Annotated in this window: 10 protein-coding genes and 1 pseudogene; 3 read left to right on the top strand and 8 right to left on the bottom strand. The window is 72.2% G+C overall.

Going from position 1 to position 14,378, the window contains the following annotated elements:
- Position 1: 1 nt before the first annotated feature.
- Positions 2-1,555 carry an acyl-CoA synthetase gene (locus ACWD1Z_RS07470; protein ID WP_451116396.1) on the bottom strand — a complete coding sequence of 518 codons (1,554 nt, stop codon included), beginning with the start codon at positions 1,553-1,555 and terminating at the stop codon, positions 2-4.
- Positions 1,552-2,661 (bottom strand): NAD(P)H-dependent flavin oxidoreductase, encoded by a 1,110-nt coding sequence (locus tag ACWD1Z_RS07475; RefSeq protein WP_451116398.1) that lies wholly within the window; start codon positions 2,659-2,661, stop codon positions 1,552-1,554. Before ACWD1Z_RS07475 ends, ACWD1Z_RS07470 begins: the two co-directional genes overlap by 4 nt.
- 168 nt (positions 2,662-2,829) lie before the next feature.
- Between ACWD1Z_RS07475 and ACWD1Z_RS07480 the strand changes: the two genes are divergently transcribed.
- Positions 2,830-4,593 carry a serine hydrolase gene (locus tag ACWD1Z_RS07480; RefSeq protein WP_451116399.1) on the top strand — a complete coding sequence of 588 codons (1,764 nt, stop codon included), beginning with the start codon at positions 2,830-2,832 and terminating at the stop codon, positions 4,591-4,593.
- 19 nt (positions 4,594-4,612) lie between these two features.
- Here the strand turns inward: ACWD1Z_RS07480 and ACWD1Z_RS07485 are convergent, their stop codons facing one another.
- The 5 genes from ACWD1Z_RS07485 to ACWD1Z_RS07505 all read right to left on the bottom strand — a co-directional run bounded on the left by ACWD1Z_RS07485 (position 4,613) and on the right by ACWD1Z_RS07505 (position 10,601).
- Positions 4,613-4,828, bottom strand: coding sequence for a hypothetical protein (locus ACWD1Z_RS07485; RefSeq protein WP_250072661.1), 216 nt, complete (start codon positions 4,826-4,828; stop codon positions 4,613-4,615).
- Between the two features lie 123 nt (positions 4,829-4,951).
- Entirely contained in the window at positions 4,952-6,529 is a 1,578-nt protein-coding gene (locus ACWD1Z_RS07490) for a phytoene desaturase family protein (protein WP_451116401.1), read from the bottom strand.
- Positions 6,530-6,588: 59 nt separating this feature from the next.
- The gene (locus ACWD1Z_RS07495; RefSeq protein WP_451116403.1) at positions 6,589-8,823 is read right to left on the bottom strand and encodes a tetratricopeptide repeat protein; all 2,235 of its coding nucleotides are present in this window, start codon (positions 8,821-8,823) and stop codon (positions 6,589-6,591) included.
- Between the two features lie 109 nt (positions 8,824-8,932).
- On the bottom strand, positions 8,933-10,111 hold the full coding sequence (locus ACWD1Z_RS07500; RefSeq protein WP_451116405.1) for an acyl-CoA dehydrogenase family protein: 1,179 nt from the start codon (positions 10,109-10,111) through the stop codon (positions 8,933-8,935).
- A gap of 115 nt (positions 10,112-10,226) precedes the next feature.
- On the bottom strand, positions 10,227-10,601 hold the full coding sequence (locus ACWD1Z_RS07505) for a ferredoxin (RefSeq protein WP_451116407.1): 375 nt from the start codon (positions 10,599-10,601) through the stop codon (positions 10,227-10,229).
- Between the two features lie 71 nt (positions 10,602-10,672).
- Here ACWD1Z_RS07505 and ACWD1Z_RS07510 point away from each other — a divergent pair, with 71 nt between their 5' ends.
- Positions 10,673-11,038: a DUF6479 family protein gene (locus ACWD1Z_RS07510; protein WP_451116409.1), complete on the top strand. Its 366-nt coding sequence runs from the start codon at positions 10,673-10,675 to the stop codon at positions 11,036-11,038.
- A 74-nt stretch (positions 11,039-11,112) separates the two neighbouring features.
- Here ACWD1Z_RS07510 and ACWD1Z_RS07515 read toward each other — a convergent pair whose 3' ends face one another.
- Positions 11,113-13,494, bottom strand: coding sequence for a phosphoketolase family protein (locus ACWD1Z_RS07515; RefSeq protein ID WP_451116410.1), 2,382 nt, complete (start codon positions 13,492-13,494; stop codon positions 11,113-11,115).
- Positions 13,495-13,623: 129 nt separating this feature from the next.
- On the opposite strand from ACWD1Z_RS07515, the pseudogene ppk2 reads away from it, so the two are divergent.
- Positions 13,624-14,360: pseudogene (gene ppk2 / locus ACWD1Z_RS07520) on the top strand (polyphosphate kinase 2).
- Positions 14,361-14,378: the final 18 nt, after the last annotated feature.

Below are 14,378 nucleotides of genomic sequence, written 5' to 3' on the forward strand. Positions count from 1 at the left end.
ATCACACCGCCCGCGTCCGCCCCTCCCAGTACGGGTCCCTCAGCCTCCGCTTGTACAGCTTGCCGTTCGGGTCGCGGGGCATTTCTGTGGTGAAGTCGATGGACTTGGGGCGTTTGTAGGCGGCCAGGCGGTCGGCGCAGTGGGTGAGGAGAGTCGTGGCGAGGTCGGGGCCCGGTTCGTGGCCCGGGGCCGGTTCGATCACCGCCTTCACCTCCTCGCCCCAGTCCTCGTGCGGTACGCCGAAGACGGCCGCGTCGGCGACCGCGGGGTGGGCGAGGAGGGCTGACTCGATTTCGGCCGGGTAGATGTTGACCCCGCCGGAGATGATCATGTCGATCTTGCGGTCGCGGAGGAAGAGGTAGCCGTCCTCGTCGAGGCAGCCGAGGTCGCCCACCGTGAAGAAGTCGCCGATGCGGTTCTTCTTCGTCTTGTGTTCGTCCTTGTGGTAGGCGAAGCCGCCGGTGGTCATCTTCATGTAGACGGTGCCCAGTTCGCCCGGCGGGAGGCGGTTGCCGTCGTCGTCGAAGACGGCCAGTTCGCTGATGGGCCAGGCCTTGCCGACGGTCCCGGGTTTCTTCAGCCAGTCCTCCGCCGTGGCGAAGGCGCCGCCGCCCTCGCTGGCCGCGTAGTACTCCTCCACGCAGTGGCCCCACCAGTCGATCATCGCTCGTTTCACATGGTCGGGGCAGGGGGCGGCGCCGTGGATGGCGTGCCGCATCGCGGAGACGTCGTAGCGGGACTTCACCGGGTCGGGCAGGGCCAGCAGGCGGTGGAACTGGGTGGGGACCATGTGGGTGTGGGTGCACCGGTGGGTGTCCATCAGGCGGAGCATCTCCTCCGGGGTCCACTTGTCCATCAGCACCAGCCGGTGACCGATGTGCAGGGACGCGCCCGCGAACTGCAGGACCGCCGTGTGGTAGAGCGGGGAGCAGACGAGGTGCACATTGCCGTCGTAGGGCTTGATGCCGAAGATGCCGAGGAAGCCGCCGAGGTAGGCCTCCTCGGGGAGCTTGCCGGGCAGCGGGCGGCGGATGCCGCGCGGGCGTCCCGTGGTGCCCGAGGTGTAGTTCATGACCCAGCCGAGGGTGCGGTCGGCGGGCGGTGACTCCGGTTGTCCGTCGAGGAGTTCGGCGTACGGCCGGAATCCCTCGACCGTGCCGATCGCGTACCGGTGGGTGGCCGGGAGCCCGGCCTCGTCGGCCGCTCGGCGGACCGGTTCGGTGAACCGTTCGTGGGCGATCAGCACCTTGGCGCCGGAGTCGGCGACGATCCAGGCGATCTCCGGTCCCACGAAGTGGTGGTTGACCGGCACGAGGTAGAACCCGGCCTGACTGGCGGCCAGATACGCGGTGAGGAATTCGACGCCGTTCGGGAGGACGACCGCGAAGGCGTCCCCGCGTTCGAGCCCCGCGGCACGCAGGCCGTGGACGAGGCGGTTGGCGGCGGAGTGCAGTCGTCCCGCGGTCCACTCCTCGCCGTCCGGGGCGACGAGAACCGTGCGGTCGGGGTCCTGGGTCGCCTGGGCCCAGAAGCCCACGGGCGGTGAGCCGGTCACTGGCCGCTCCTTCCGGCGATGCGGTTGATGCGGTCCACCGCCCGCTCGAAACCCCGGGTGAGGTCGTCGAAGACGGCCTGGACGCTGCGTTCGCCGTTCATCCGGCCGACGATCTGGCCGACGGGCGTGCCCAGCAGCGGCTCGACCTCGTACCGCTGGATGCGGGAGACCGCGTCGGCCACGAGGAGCCCCTGGAGGGGCATGGGGAGGGTGCCGGGTCCGGCCGGGTCGTCCCAGGCGTCGGTCCACTCGGTGCGCAACTGGCGGGCCGGTTTGCCGGTCAGGGCGCGGGAGCGGACGGTGTCACCGGAGCCCGCGGCGAGGAGCTTGCGGGTCAGCGCCCGCGAGTGCAGGTCGGCCTCCGTGGTGGTCAGCCACAGGGAGCCCAGCCACACGCCCTGGGCGCCGAGCGCGAGTGCCGCGGCGGCCTGCTCTCCGCTGCCGATGCCGCCGGCGGCCAGCACGGGCAGCGGGGCGACGGCCTCGACGACCTCGGGGGTGAGCACCATGGAGGCGATCTCGCCGGTGTGGCCGCCGGCCTCGTAGCCCTGGGCGACCACGATGTCGATGCCGGCCTCCTGGTGCTTACGGGCGTGCCGGGCGCTGCCCGCGAGGGCGGCGACCAGGACGTCCTGGTCGTGGGCGCGGTCCACGACGTCCGCGGGCGGTGAGCCGAGGGCGTTGGCGAGCAGGGCGATCGGGTAGTCGAAGGCGACGTCGAGCTGGGTGCGGGCGACCTGCTCCATCCAGCCGGTGATCCGCCAGCCGGACGCCTCGCCCTCGGCGAGCTCGGGCACGCCGTACTTGGCGAGGGTGTCCTGGACGAACGCGCGGTGCTCGTCGGGGATCATCGCCTCGACGTCGGCCTCCGTGACACCTTCCACCTTCTTCGCGGGCATGACGACGTCCAGCCCGTAGGGCTTGCCGTCGACGTGCTCCTCGATCCAGTCGAGGTCGCGTTTGAGCTCGTCGGGGGCGGTGTAGCGGACCGCGCCGAGCACCCCGAAGCCGCCGGCCCGGCTGATGGCCGCGGCGACGGCGGGGAACGGCGTGAACCCGAAGACGGCGTGCCCGACTCCCAGTTGCTTGCTCAGCTCCGTCTGCATGGGCGCAGGATGCCGGAGTCCTCCGGAGGACGGAAGGGTATTCCTGATGGTCTGTCAGATTTATGGCGCCGAACGCCTGGTTGACACGACCTCCGTCTGACAGGAAAGTTTCAGCGCGCACGGTGATCCCGGAAAGATACTTTCAGGCGGACTCGCGGGAGGAACCCGATGACCGACGACCGACACGGCCTGACCCGGCGTCAACTGGCCCGAAGAGCCCTGGCCCTGGGCGGCGCCCTGGCCCTCGTCCCCTTCCCGGCGGGTCCGGCGGCCGCGTCCACCGGCCGCAGCACCCTGCGGTACGGCTCACCCGAGCGGGCCGGACTCCTCCCCGCCCACCTCCGTCAACTCGTCACCGACGCGCGCGCCTTCCTCGGCCCCTCTCCCAAGCACCCCTGGTACGCGGGCGCCGTGCTGCTCGCCGGGCGGGGCGGCACCGTGGCGCTGCACGAGCCGATCGGGATGGCGGTGCGCTACTCCGCGTACGACGAGAAGACCGACACCGGCGTCGAGTTCCCCGCCGACCGGCAGATCCCGATGGCCGAGGACACCGTCTTCGATCTCGCCTCGGTGTCCAAGCTGTTCACCTCGATGCTCGCCGTGCAGCAGATCGAGCGGGGCGCGCTGGAGCTGGAGGCGAAGGTGCCCTCCTATCTGCCGGAGTTCGGCTCGGCGGGCAAGGGCGAGATGACCGTCCGTCAACTCCTGACGCACACCTCGGGCTTCCGCGCCTGGATCCCCCTTTACAACGCACCCACCTACGAGGAAAAGCTCCGGCTCATCTGGAACGAGGCCCCGCTGAATCCGCCGGGCACCCGCTACCTGTACTCCGACCTGAACCTGATCTCGCTCCAGCTCGTCCTGGAGGAGATCACCGGCCGCCCGCTGGACGTCCTGCTCCACGACGACATCACCGGTCCGCTCGGCATGGACCGCACCCGCTACAACCCGCCCGCCTCCTGGAAGCCCCGGATCGCCGCCACGGAGGACGCCCGCAAGCCCTGGTCGGGGCTGGACCGGGGTCTGGTGTGGGGCGAGGTGCACGACGAGAACGCCTTCGGTCTCGGCGGGGTCGCCGGGCACGCGGGCGTCTTCTCCTGCGCCTGGGACCTGGCGGTGCTCGGCCGGACGCTGCTCAACGGCGGCACCTACGGCCGGACGCGGATCCTCGAACCGGAGTCGGTGGAGCTGATGTTCACCGACTTCAACACCGCCTTCCCCGGCGACGAGCACGGTCTCGGCTTCGAGCTCCACCAGCACTGGTACATGGGCGCGATGGCCACTCCGCGCACCGCGGGCCACACCGGGTTCACCGGCACCTCGCTGGTCCTCGACCCGACGACCGACTCGTTCCTGGTGGTGCTCGGCAACTCGGTGCACCCGGTGCGCAGTTGGCGGTCCGGATCGGCGCCCCGGGTGGCCGCCGCCAACAACCTGGCGCGGGCCGTCCCGGTCCGCCCACGCCATGGCCGTACCGCCTGGTTCTCCGGCATGGCCGCCTCCGCCACCGGCATCCTCGCGCTGCCCGCGCTGGACACCTCGGCGGGCGGGGCCCGGCTGCGCTGCGCCCTGTGGTGGGACACCGAGCCGCAGGCGGACGCCCTCGTCCTGGAGGCCAGCGCGGACGGCGGGGCGACCTGGCAGCCGGTGCCGTTCACCACCGCACTCCCCGGCGGGGAGCCGCAGGAGCGCCCGGCGGGAACGGTCACCGGCTGGTCCGGCCGTGTCTGGCACCGCCTGACCGCGGACCTCCCGGCCGCGCGGCAGCTCGCCCTGCGCTGGCGGTACGCCACGGACCGGCTGTACGTGGGCCGGGGCGCCTATGTGGACGGCCTGCGGGTCGCGGACCCGGACGGGGTCCTGTTCGACGAGGCCCGCCCAGCGGACGCGGCACGCATCACGGCATCCGGCTGGACGGCGTCAGGGGACTGACGGGCCGGTGAACGCCGTGTCAGCCCTCCCACACCTCGGGACCGCCGCCCTGCCAGTCGATCAGCGAGGACTGCACGACGTCCATCTCGTCCCAGTCCTGCAGCCCGGCCTCCTGAAGGAACGCCGTGACGTCGAGCAGCCGGTAGGCGATACCGACGTACCGGCCGTCGATGCGGACGCGCCGACCACCGTCCGCGGTGGGCGGGAGGACTGCGACGGGGTGATCGGTGGCCATGAGGCCAGCGTGCCGGTAGGGCGGCCGGGGCGCACGATGTGCTGCTCCGATCGCCGGTTCAGCGGGCCGCGCGGCGCCCGGCATCATCGACGAGCTCAGCGCATGGGCAGAGCGGTCTGACGCTCAGGCTCCGCCCTGTTCCAGCACCGCCATCGCCGCGTTGTGTCCGGGCACCCCGCTCACTCCCCCGCCGCGCACCGCGCCCGCTCCGCAGAGCAGGACGTTCGGATGCCCCGTCTCCACGCCCCAGCGGCCGGTGCCGTCCTGGGCGTGGGGCCAGGACAGGTCGCGGTGGAAGATGTTGCCGCCCGGCAGGCGCAGGTCGCGCTCCAGGTCGAGCGGGGTCTTCGCCTCGATGCACGGCCGCCCCTCGGCATCCGTCGCCAGCAGCTCCGCGAGCGGTTCGGCCAGGTGCGCGTCGAGCTGCGCCAGCGTCGACTTGAGCAGTTCCTCGCGTACGGCGTCGTTGTCCCGCGCGAAGAGCCGGGCCGGGGTGTGCAGGCCGAAGAGGGTCAGCGTGTGGTAGCCGCGGTCGACGAGGCCCTGGCCGAGGATCGTGGGGTCGGTGAGGGAGTGGCAGTAGATCTCCGAGGGCGGGGCGGCGGGCAGTTCACCCGCGGCGGCCTGCGCGTGGGCGGCGGCCAACTGCTCGTAGCCCTCGGCGATGTGGAAGGTCCCGGAGAACGCCTCGCGGGGGTCGACGGAGCTGTCCCGGAGCCTGGGCAGCCGCTTGAGCAGCATGTTCACCTTGAGCTGGGCGCCCTCGGCGGGCTCCGGTGAGGTGCCGCCGGTCAGCTCGGCCAGGTCGCGCGGGGAGGCGTTCACCAGGACGTGCCGGGCGGCGACGACGCCCTCTCCTTCGGCGGTGCGGTACCTGACCTCGGCGGTTGCGCCGTCCGTGTCGATGCGTACGGCCTCGTGGCCGGTGGCGAGGACGGCGCCGGCCGCCCGCGCCGCCGTCGCGAGGGCGTCGGTGAGGGCGCCCATGCCGCCGACGGGCACGTCCCAGGCGCCGGTCCCGCCGCCGATGACGTGGTAGAGGAAGCAGCGGTTCTGCTTCAGGGACGTGTCGTGGGCGTCGGCGAAGGTGCCGATCAGGGCGTCGGTGAGGACGACGCCGCGCACCAGGTCGTCCGAGAAGCGGTCCTCGATCGCGGCGCCGATGGGCTCCTCGAACAGGATCCGCCAGGCTTCCTCGTCGTCCACCCGGCGGCGCAGCTCCTCGCGGGTGGGCAGCGGTTCGGTGAGCGTGGGGAAGACCCGCTTGGCGACCTCGCCGGTCAGGCCGTAGAAGCGCTGCCAGGCGGCGTACTCGCGCTCGTCGCCGGTGAGCTTCGCGAACGCCTCCCGGGTGCGCCGCTCGCCGCCGCCGACCAGCAGTCCGGTGGCCTGTCCGGCGCGTTCGGCCGGGGTGTACGAGGAGATGGTGCGGGCGCGGACCCGGAAGGTCAGGTTGAGGTCCCGCACGATCTTCTTGGGCAGCAGGCTGACCAGGTACGAGTAGCGGGACAGCCGTGCGTCGACGCCCGCGAAGGGACGGGTGGAGACGGCGGCGCCGCCGGTGCGGTCCAGCCGCTCCAGCACCAGCACGGACCGGCCGGCCCGGGCCAGATAGGCGGCGGCGACCAGGCCGTTGTGCCCGCCTCCGACGATGACTGCGTCGTACGCGCGATGTCCCGGGTGTCCCTCGTGTGCAGGCATGGTTCTTGGTAACACGGGCTGATCCAGGTCGGCCAGGGCTGGACGGCGGCCCGGCCCGCTCAGGGGCCGCCGGTCGCTCGCTGCTGCCGCACTGCCGCGACCTGGCGGTACAGCTCGGCCGCCTCGGCCATTCGGCCGAGCTGTTCCAGGCAGTGGGCCTCGTCGTTGCGGCCGGCCAGGGTGTCGGGGTGGGCGGGGCCCAGGACGCGGTCGCGGGCCGCGGCCACCTTGCGGTACTCGGTGAGCGCGTCGGGCCAGCGGCCCAGCCAGCCGAGGCCGACGGCGACCTCGCGGCGGCTGACGAGGGTGTCCGGATGGTCGTGGCCGAGGACCCGCTCGCGGATCGCGCACACGTCACGGGACTCGGCGAGGGCCTCCTCCCAGCGGTCCAGGCGGCCGAGGTTGACGCCGAGGCCGTGGCGGGCGCGCAGGGTCTCGGGGTGGGTGGCGCCGTGCACCCGGGTGCGGTCGGCGATCAGTTCGCGGTACAGCCGGCGGGCCTCTTCGCTGCGGCCGAGCCGGCCGAGGCTGATGCCGACCTCGTAGCGGGCGGCGAGGGTGTCGGCGTGGTCGGGGCCGAGCGCCCGGGCGCGGGTTTCGGCGACCTCCCGGTAGGCGTGCAGGGCCTCCGCCCAGCGGCCCAACTGGCCGAGCGCGTAGGCGACTTCGTAGCGGGTGACCAGGGTTTCGGGATGGTCGGGGCCGAGCACCCGGGCGCGGGCCGCGGCCACCTCGCGGGCCATGCGGTACGAGTCCTCCAGGCGGCCGAGGCGGCTGAGGTTGAAGGCGAGGTTGTGGCGGCAGCGCAGGGTGTCGGGGTGCTCGGCGCCCATGGTCCGCTCGCGGGCGGCGAGTACCGAGTCGTACACCTGGTGGGCGTCGAGGTGGCGGCCCAACTGGCCCAGTACGTACGCCATTTCCTGGCGGGCGGCGAGCGTCTCGGGGTGGTCCGGGCCGAGGGCGAGGCTTCGGGCGCGGGCGACGTGCTTGTACTCGCGCAGGGCGTCGGCCGCGCGGCCGGTGCGGCTGAGGGTGAAGGCGACCTCGTAGCGGCTGGCGAGGGTGTCGGGGTGCTCGGGTCCGAGCAGGTGCTCGCGCTCGGCGGCGACCGCCCGGTGCACCTCCCCGGCCTCCGCCCAGCGTCCGAGGCGGCCGAGGCTGAGCCCGGCGTTGTGCCGGCCGGCCAGCGCGGTGAGCACCGCCGGGTCGGGGACGGGCGGGTCCTCGGCGGCGGGGTCGGGCCGGCCCGGGGCGGGGCGCGGGATCCACTCGCCGGTGAGTCCGGCTCCGGCGTCCGGGGGCGTGGTGCGCAGTCCGGCGCCGGTGGCCTTGTGGCCGGTGGTCATGCCCTGGGTCCAGGACGGCAGCCGGACCTCGCGGCCAGTGTGCTCGGGCGGCCGGAGCGCCGGGCGCGGACTGAGGACGGTCGGCACGTACGTCGGTGTGCCGCGGCCCAGGACGATGCGGCGGCCCACCTCGCGTGCGTCGCGCGGCCGGTCCTCGGGGCGTTTGGCCAGCAGGTCCAGGACGATTTTCTCCATGAACCCGGGCAGGTCGGGGCGGTGTTCGCGGGGCGGGCGCGGCGGGGTGTCGCGGTGTCCGACGAGGACCGCCCAGGCGTCGTCGAGGTCGAAGGGCGGTGCGCCGGTGGCGATCTCATAGAGCACACAGCCCAGCGAGTACAGGTCGCTGCGCTGGTCGACCTCCGCGCCGCCGATCTGCTCGGGGGACATGTAGTGCGGGGTGCCCATGGCGATGCCGGTGCCGGTGAGCCGGGAGGTGAGGCCGATGTCGGCGCCGAGGCGGGCGATGCCGAAGTCGCAGATCTTCACGGTGCCTTCGGTCAGGCGCACGATGTTCGCGGGCTTCAGGTCTCGGTGCACGATGCCCTGCTGGTGGGTGTAGGCCAGGGCCGCGGTGACCTGGTCGGCGATGTCCACGACGGCGGGCACCGGCAGCGGATGGTGGCCGCTGTCCTCCAGGAGCTGGCTGAGGTTGCGGCCCTCCAGCAGTTCCATGACGAGGTAGAGGACGCCGTCGGACTCCCCGAAGTCATGGACGACGGTGACACCGCGGTGCTGGAGGGCCGCGGCCACCCGGGCCTCCCGGCGGAACCGCTCCCTGAGCACGCGGGTGAACTGCTGGTCGTGGTGCGGGCCCAGCGGTTTGAGGCACTTCACGGCGACCTGACGGCCGAGCGACTCGTCGCGCGCCCGCCACACCTCGCCCATGCCGCCGCGTCCGATCAGGTCCAGCAGCCGGTACCGGCCGTGGATCAGCCTGCTCTCCCCCATCTCCCGCGCCCGCCCCCGTCGCTGTGGTCCCCCGCCGGCCCCTGGCTCGTCCAGTATGGCGAGCTGTCGTCCGACTTTGTACGGTGCCGAGCGGGGGGGGGTGAGCGGGCTAGCGCCGTACGCGTGGCATGCCCAGGCCGATCCAGGAGATGATCTCCCGCTGGATCTCGTTGTTGCCGCCGCCGAAGGTGAAGATGACGGCGGAGCGGTAGCCGCGCTCCAGTTCGCCGTGGAGGACCGCGCCCGCCGAGCCCTCCTTCAGGGCGCCGGGTGCGGCGACGATCTCCATCAGCCAGGCGTAGGCGTCGCGGCGCGCCTCGGAGCCGTAGACCTTGACGGCGGAGGCGTCCTGCGGGGTGAGGGTGCCGTCCTGGACGGCCTGCACCATCTGCCAGTTGAGGAGTTTCAGGGCGTCGAGGCGGACATGGGTCCGCGCGAGCAGGCGCCGCACCCAGGGCAGGTCGACGACGCGGCCGCCGTCGGCGAGCTTGGTCCGCGCCGCCCAGCGCTGGACGTCGTGCAGGGCGCGGATCGCCATGGTGCCGTGGGCGGCGAGGGTGACGCGCTCGTGGTTGAGCTGGTTGGTGATCAGCCGCCAGCCCTGGTTCTCGGCGCCGACGCGCCGGGCGACGGGGACGCGGACGTTCTCGTAGTAACTGGCGGTGGTGTCGTGGCCGGCGAGGGTGTTGATCAGGGTGCAGGAGTAGCCGGGGTCGTCGGTCGGCACCAGCAGCATGGTGATGCCCTTGTGCGGCGGGGCGGCCGGGTCGGTGCGCACGGCGAGCCACACCCAGTCCGCGGTGTCGCCGTTGGTCGTCCAGATCTTCTGCCCGTTGACGACGTACTCGTCGCCGTCGCGCACCGCGCGGGTGCGCAGCGAGGCGAGGTCGGTACCGGCGTCGGGCTCGCTGTAGCCGATCGCGAAGTCGAGTTCGCCGGAGAGGATCCGCGGCAGGAAGTACGCCTTCTGCTCGTCGGTGCCGAACTGCATGATCGTCGGGCCGACGGTGTTCAGCGCCATCAGGGGCAGCGGTACGCCCGCCTGGGCGGCCTCGTCGAAGAAGATGAACTGGTCCATCGCGCCCAGGCCGCGCCCGCCGTACTCCTCGGGCCAGCCCACCCCGAGCCGGCCGTCGGCGCCGAGGCGCCGGATGGTCTCGCGGTAGAAGCGCTTCTGGGCGGCGGGGTCCGCGTGGCGGGCGTGGGCCGTGTCCGGCACCAGCTCGGCGAAGTAGGCGCGCAGGTCGGTGCGCAGCCGTAGCTGCTCGGGCGTGTGGTCCAGATGCACGGCGCCTCCAGGGTTCCCCTTGGCCGGTCCTGACGGCGCACACCGTAGAACGTGTTACAGAAATTGGGAATGCCGGGGACGCCTCACATGCGTCTCGCCCGCGCGCAGGGGTGTCTCACGTCAGCGTCTCCAGGAAGTCCGTGCACGCCTGGGCGCACTCACGGCACGCCTTGGCGCCGTCCTCGGCGCCCAGCCAGCCGTCGAACACGTCCGCGGTCTCCAGGCACACCGTGCGGCACCACTCCAACTGGACGCGGACGCTCTCCTCGTCCGTGAGGCCCTGCTCGGAGAGCATGCGGCAGGTCGCGTCGCACACCTCCGCGCACATGATGCCCTTACGCCGTACGCGTTCTTCTTCCGCCGTCCCGTCGGGTTCCGCGAGGCTCGCGCGCAGCGCGCAGGCCCGCGCACACTCGGTGCACGCCTGGGCGCACGCGAAGCGGTCCTCCAGGTACTGGAAGAGCTCCTGCTGCGAAGTAGTCGAGGTCACAGGGTGCGGGTAGCCGCCGCTCGGGGGGTCAAACCCGGTTGGATTCGAGCACCAGGGGTACTCGCGAGTTCATGAATACGACCTGGCTGGACTTGGCCGCCGAGAGCGGCGCCCTCGGAATCGGACTGATCGTCGCTGGCGTGGTCGTCGTGTCGCTGCTCCTCGGCGCCTTTGTGCTGGGCTCCCGGATCAGGCGCCGGGAGCCCGGGCCGCCGCGCCCCGACGAGCAGCCGCGGATGCCCGCCGACGGCCCGGTGCGCGAGGTGCGGGAGACCCGCGAGCCGAACGAGATGCCCCGCAGCGACCACCGCCTCACCCCGCACGAGATGCCCGGGCACGGCAACATGCCCTCCCGCTCGAACCCGGAGAAGGAGCGCCCGCGCTGGGACCAGGACAGCGGCGGCTCCTTCGGCAGCGGCGGCCCGGGCGGCACCTGACGCCCGTAGACCGGGGCTGGGCGGAGCGCCTCCCCCTCAGGGCCCATCGGCCCTGAGGGGGAGGTTTCTGTTTCTCAGGCGTTCCAGCTCCACTCCGCGATCTCCGGCATGTCACTGCCGTGCTCGCGGATCCAGGCGTGGTGGCGGGTGCGGGCGTCGGCCATCTCCTGGCGCACGGCCGCGGCGCGCACCGCGAGGCCGGGGACGCGGTCGATGACGTCCATGACCAGGCGGTAGCGGTCGAGGTCGTTGCGGACGACCATGTCGAACGGTGTGGTCGTGGTGCCGTACTCCTTGTAGCCGCGCACGTGCAGGTGCTGGTGGCCGTTGCGGCGGTAGGCGAGGCGGTGGATCAGCCAGGGGTAGCCGTGGTAGGCGAAGATCACCGGCTTGTCGGCGGTGAACAGGCCGTCGTACTCGCGGTCGCCCATGCCGTGCGGATGCTCCTCCTTTGGCATCAGCCGGGCGATGTCGACGACGTTGACCACGCGGACCGCGAGCTGGGGCAGATGGCGGCGCAGCAGCTGGGCGGCGGCCAGGACCTCCTGGGTGGGGACGTCACCGGCGCAGGCGAGGACCACGTCCGGCTCGCCGCCGTTCTCGCTGCCCGCCCACTCCCAGATGCCGGCGCCCCGGGCGCAGTGGGCGCGGGCGTCGTCCATCGACAGCCAGTCGAAGCAGGGCTGTTTGCCGGCGACGATGACGTTGACGTAGTCGCGGCTGCGCAGCACGTGGTCGGCCACCGAGAGCAGGGTGTTGGCGTCCGGCGGGAGGTAGACCCGGACGACCTCGGGGCTCTTGTTCAGGACGTGGTCGACGAAGCCGGGGTCCTGGTGCGAGAAGCCGTTGTGGTCCTGGCGCCACACATGGGAGGTCAGCAGGTAGTTGAGGGAGGCGATGGGCGCCCGCCAGGACAGCTCGCGCGAGGTCTTCAGCCACTTGATGTGCTGGTTGACCATCGAGTCGACGATGTGCACGAACGCCTCGTAGCAGGAGAACAGCCCGTGCCTGCCGGTCAGCAGGTACCCCTCCAGCCAGCCCTGGCAGGTGTGCTCGGAGAGGATCTCCAGGACCCGGCCGTGCCGGTCGAGGTGCTCGTCGACGGGCAGGATGCCGGCCTGCCATGCCTTGCCGCTGCTGTCGAAGACGGCCTGCAGCCGGTTGGAGGCGGTCTCGTCCGGGCCGACGACCCGGAAGTCCCGGCGGTCCGCGGTGTCCTTCATGACCTGGGCGAGGAGATCGCCGAGGACCCGGGTGGGTTCGTGCAGGGTGGTGCCGGGCTTGTCGACGGGCACCGCGAACCGGTCGAGCGAGCCGATCGGCAGCTCCCGCACCAGCAGGCCGCCGTTGGCGCGCGGGGTGGAGCCCAGCCGGCGGGTGCCCTCCGGCAGACAGGCCAGGACGTCCGGGACGGGCCGTCCCTGGTCGTCGAACAGTTCCTCGGGCCGGTACGAACGCAGCCATTGCTCCAGCCGGCGCAGGTGCTCGGGGTTCTCGCGGACCCCGGAGAGCGGGACCTGGTGGGCGCGCCAGGTGCCCTCGACGGGGAGGCCGTCGACCTCGGCGGGCCCGGTCCAGCCCTTGGGGGTGCGCAGCACGATGACGGGCCACCGCGGGCGCTCGGTCGCCCCTTCCTCGCGGGCGCCGCGCTGGAGTCCGGCGATGCGGTCCAGGGCGGTGTCGAGGGTCTGGGCCATGGCACGGTGCACGGCGGCGGGGTCGTCGCCGGAGACGTACAGCGGGTCGTGGCCGTAGCCGCGCAGCAGCTCGTCGAGTTCCGGCTCGGGCAGCCGGGCGAGCACGGCGGGGTTGGCGATCTTGTAGCCGTTGAGGTGCAGGATCGGCAGGACGGCGCCGTCGTGGACCGGGTCGAGGAACTTGTTGGAGTGCCAGGAGGCGGCCAGCGGGCCGGTCTCCGCCTCGCCGTCGCCGATCACGCAGGCGACGACCAGACCGGGGTTGTCGAAGGCGGCGCCGTAGGCGTGGGAGAGCGCGTAGCCCAGCTCGCCGCCCTCGTGGAGGGAGCCGGGGGTCTCGGGCGCCACATGGCTGGGCACCCCGCCGGGGAAGGAGAACTGCCGGAACAGCCGGCGCATGCCCTCCGCGTCCCGCCCGATGTCGGGGTACGTCTCGCTGTAGCTCCCCTCCAGCCAGGAGTTGGCGACCACCGACGGCCCACCGTGTCCGGGGCCCCACACGCACAGCGCGTCGAGGCCGCGGGCCTTGATCACCCGGTTGAGGTGGGTGTACACGAGGTTCAGACCGGGCGAGGTGCCCCAGTGGCCGAGCAGACGTGGCTTGATGTGCCCGGCGCTCAGCGGCTCGCGCAGCAGCGGGTTGGCGAGCAGGTAGATCTGTCCGGCGGCCAGATAGTTGGCCGCGCGCCAGTGGGCGTCCAGGGTGCGCAGCTCGTCGTCGGTCAGTACGGTGCTGTTCTGGTGTTCGACCGTGGACATACGGTGACTCCTGGGTCATCGACAGGGTGACGGGCGGTGGGAGGCGGCATGGCCGGTGACAAGGCGAAGAAGCTGCCGCGCAAGGCGTACGAGCAGGAACTGCTGCGGCTGCAGACCGAATTGGTGCAGATGCAGGAGTGGGTGCGTGCGCAGGGCGCCCGTCTTGTCGTCATCTTCGAGGGACGGGATGCGGCGGGCAAGGAGGCGCCATCAAACGAGTCACGGAGCACCTCAATCCGCGCGTGGCGCGGATCGCGGCCCTGCCCAAGCCGACCGAGCGGCAGCGCACCCAGTGGTACTTCCAGCGGTACGTGGAACAGCTCCCCGCCGCCGGGGAGATCGTGCTGTTCGACCGCAGCTGGTACAACCGGGCCGGCGTCGAGCATGTGATGGGCTTCTGCACCAAGGCGGAGTACCAGATCTTCCTGAGGCAATGCCCCATTTTCGAGCGGATGCTCGTGGAGGACGGGATCCTGCTGCGCAAGTACTGGTTCTCGGTCAGCGACGCCGAGCAGCAGGACCGCTTCCGGCGCCGGCTGGCGGATCCGCTGCGGCGCTGGAAGCTGTCGCCGATGGACCTGGAGTCGATCACCCATTGGGAGGACTACTCCCGGGCCAAGGACGACATGCTGGTCCACACCGACATCGTCGAGGCGCCCTGGTTCGTGGTGGAGAGCGACGACAAGCGCCGCGCCCGGCTGAACATGATCGCCCACCTGCTGGACTCGGTGCCCTACCAGGACGTACCGCCCCAGGTGCTCGACCTGCCGGAACGGCCGCCGTCGACCGGCTACGAGCGCCCGCCGCGCGATCTGCAGACCTACGTGCCGGACCACGCGGCGAGCCTGGGACCGGACCCCGCCTGACCCGGTGACGTACGGCGC

The sequence above is a fragment of the Streptomyces sp. NPDC002784 genome, assembly GCF_053592135.1.

Coding starts and splice junctions, on each gene's coding strand:
- ACWD1Z_RS07490 (WP_451116401.1), bottom strand. CDS start 6,529: ATGCCTGCACACGAGGGACACCCGGGACATCGCGCGTACGACGCAGTC.
- ACWD1Z_RS07510 (WP_451116409.1), top strand. CDS start 10,673: ATGAATACGACCTGGCTGGACTTGGCCGCCGAGAGCGGCGCCCTCGGA.
- ACWD1Z_RS07495 (WP_451116403.1), bottom strand. CDS start 8,823: ATGGGGGAGAGCAGGCTGATCCACGGCCGGTACCGGCTGCTGGACCTG.
- ACWD1Z_RS07515 (WP_451116410.1), bottom strand. CDS start 13,494: ATGTCCACGGTCGAACACCAGAACAGCACCGTACTGACCGACGACGAG.
- ACWD1Z_RS07485 (WP_250072661.1), bottom strand. CDS start 4,828: ATGGCCACCGATCACCCCGTCGCAGTCCTCCCGCCCACCGCGGACGGT.
- ACWD1Z_RS07475 (WP_451116398.1), bottom strand. CDS start 2,661: ATGCAGACGGAGCTGAGCAAGCAACTGGGAGTCGGGCACGCCGTCTTC.
- ACWD1Z_RS07480 (WP_451116399.1), top strand. CDS start 2,830: ATGACCGACGACCGACACGGCCTGACCCGGCGTCAACTGGCCCGAAGA.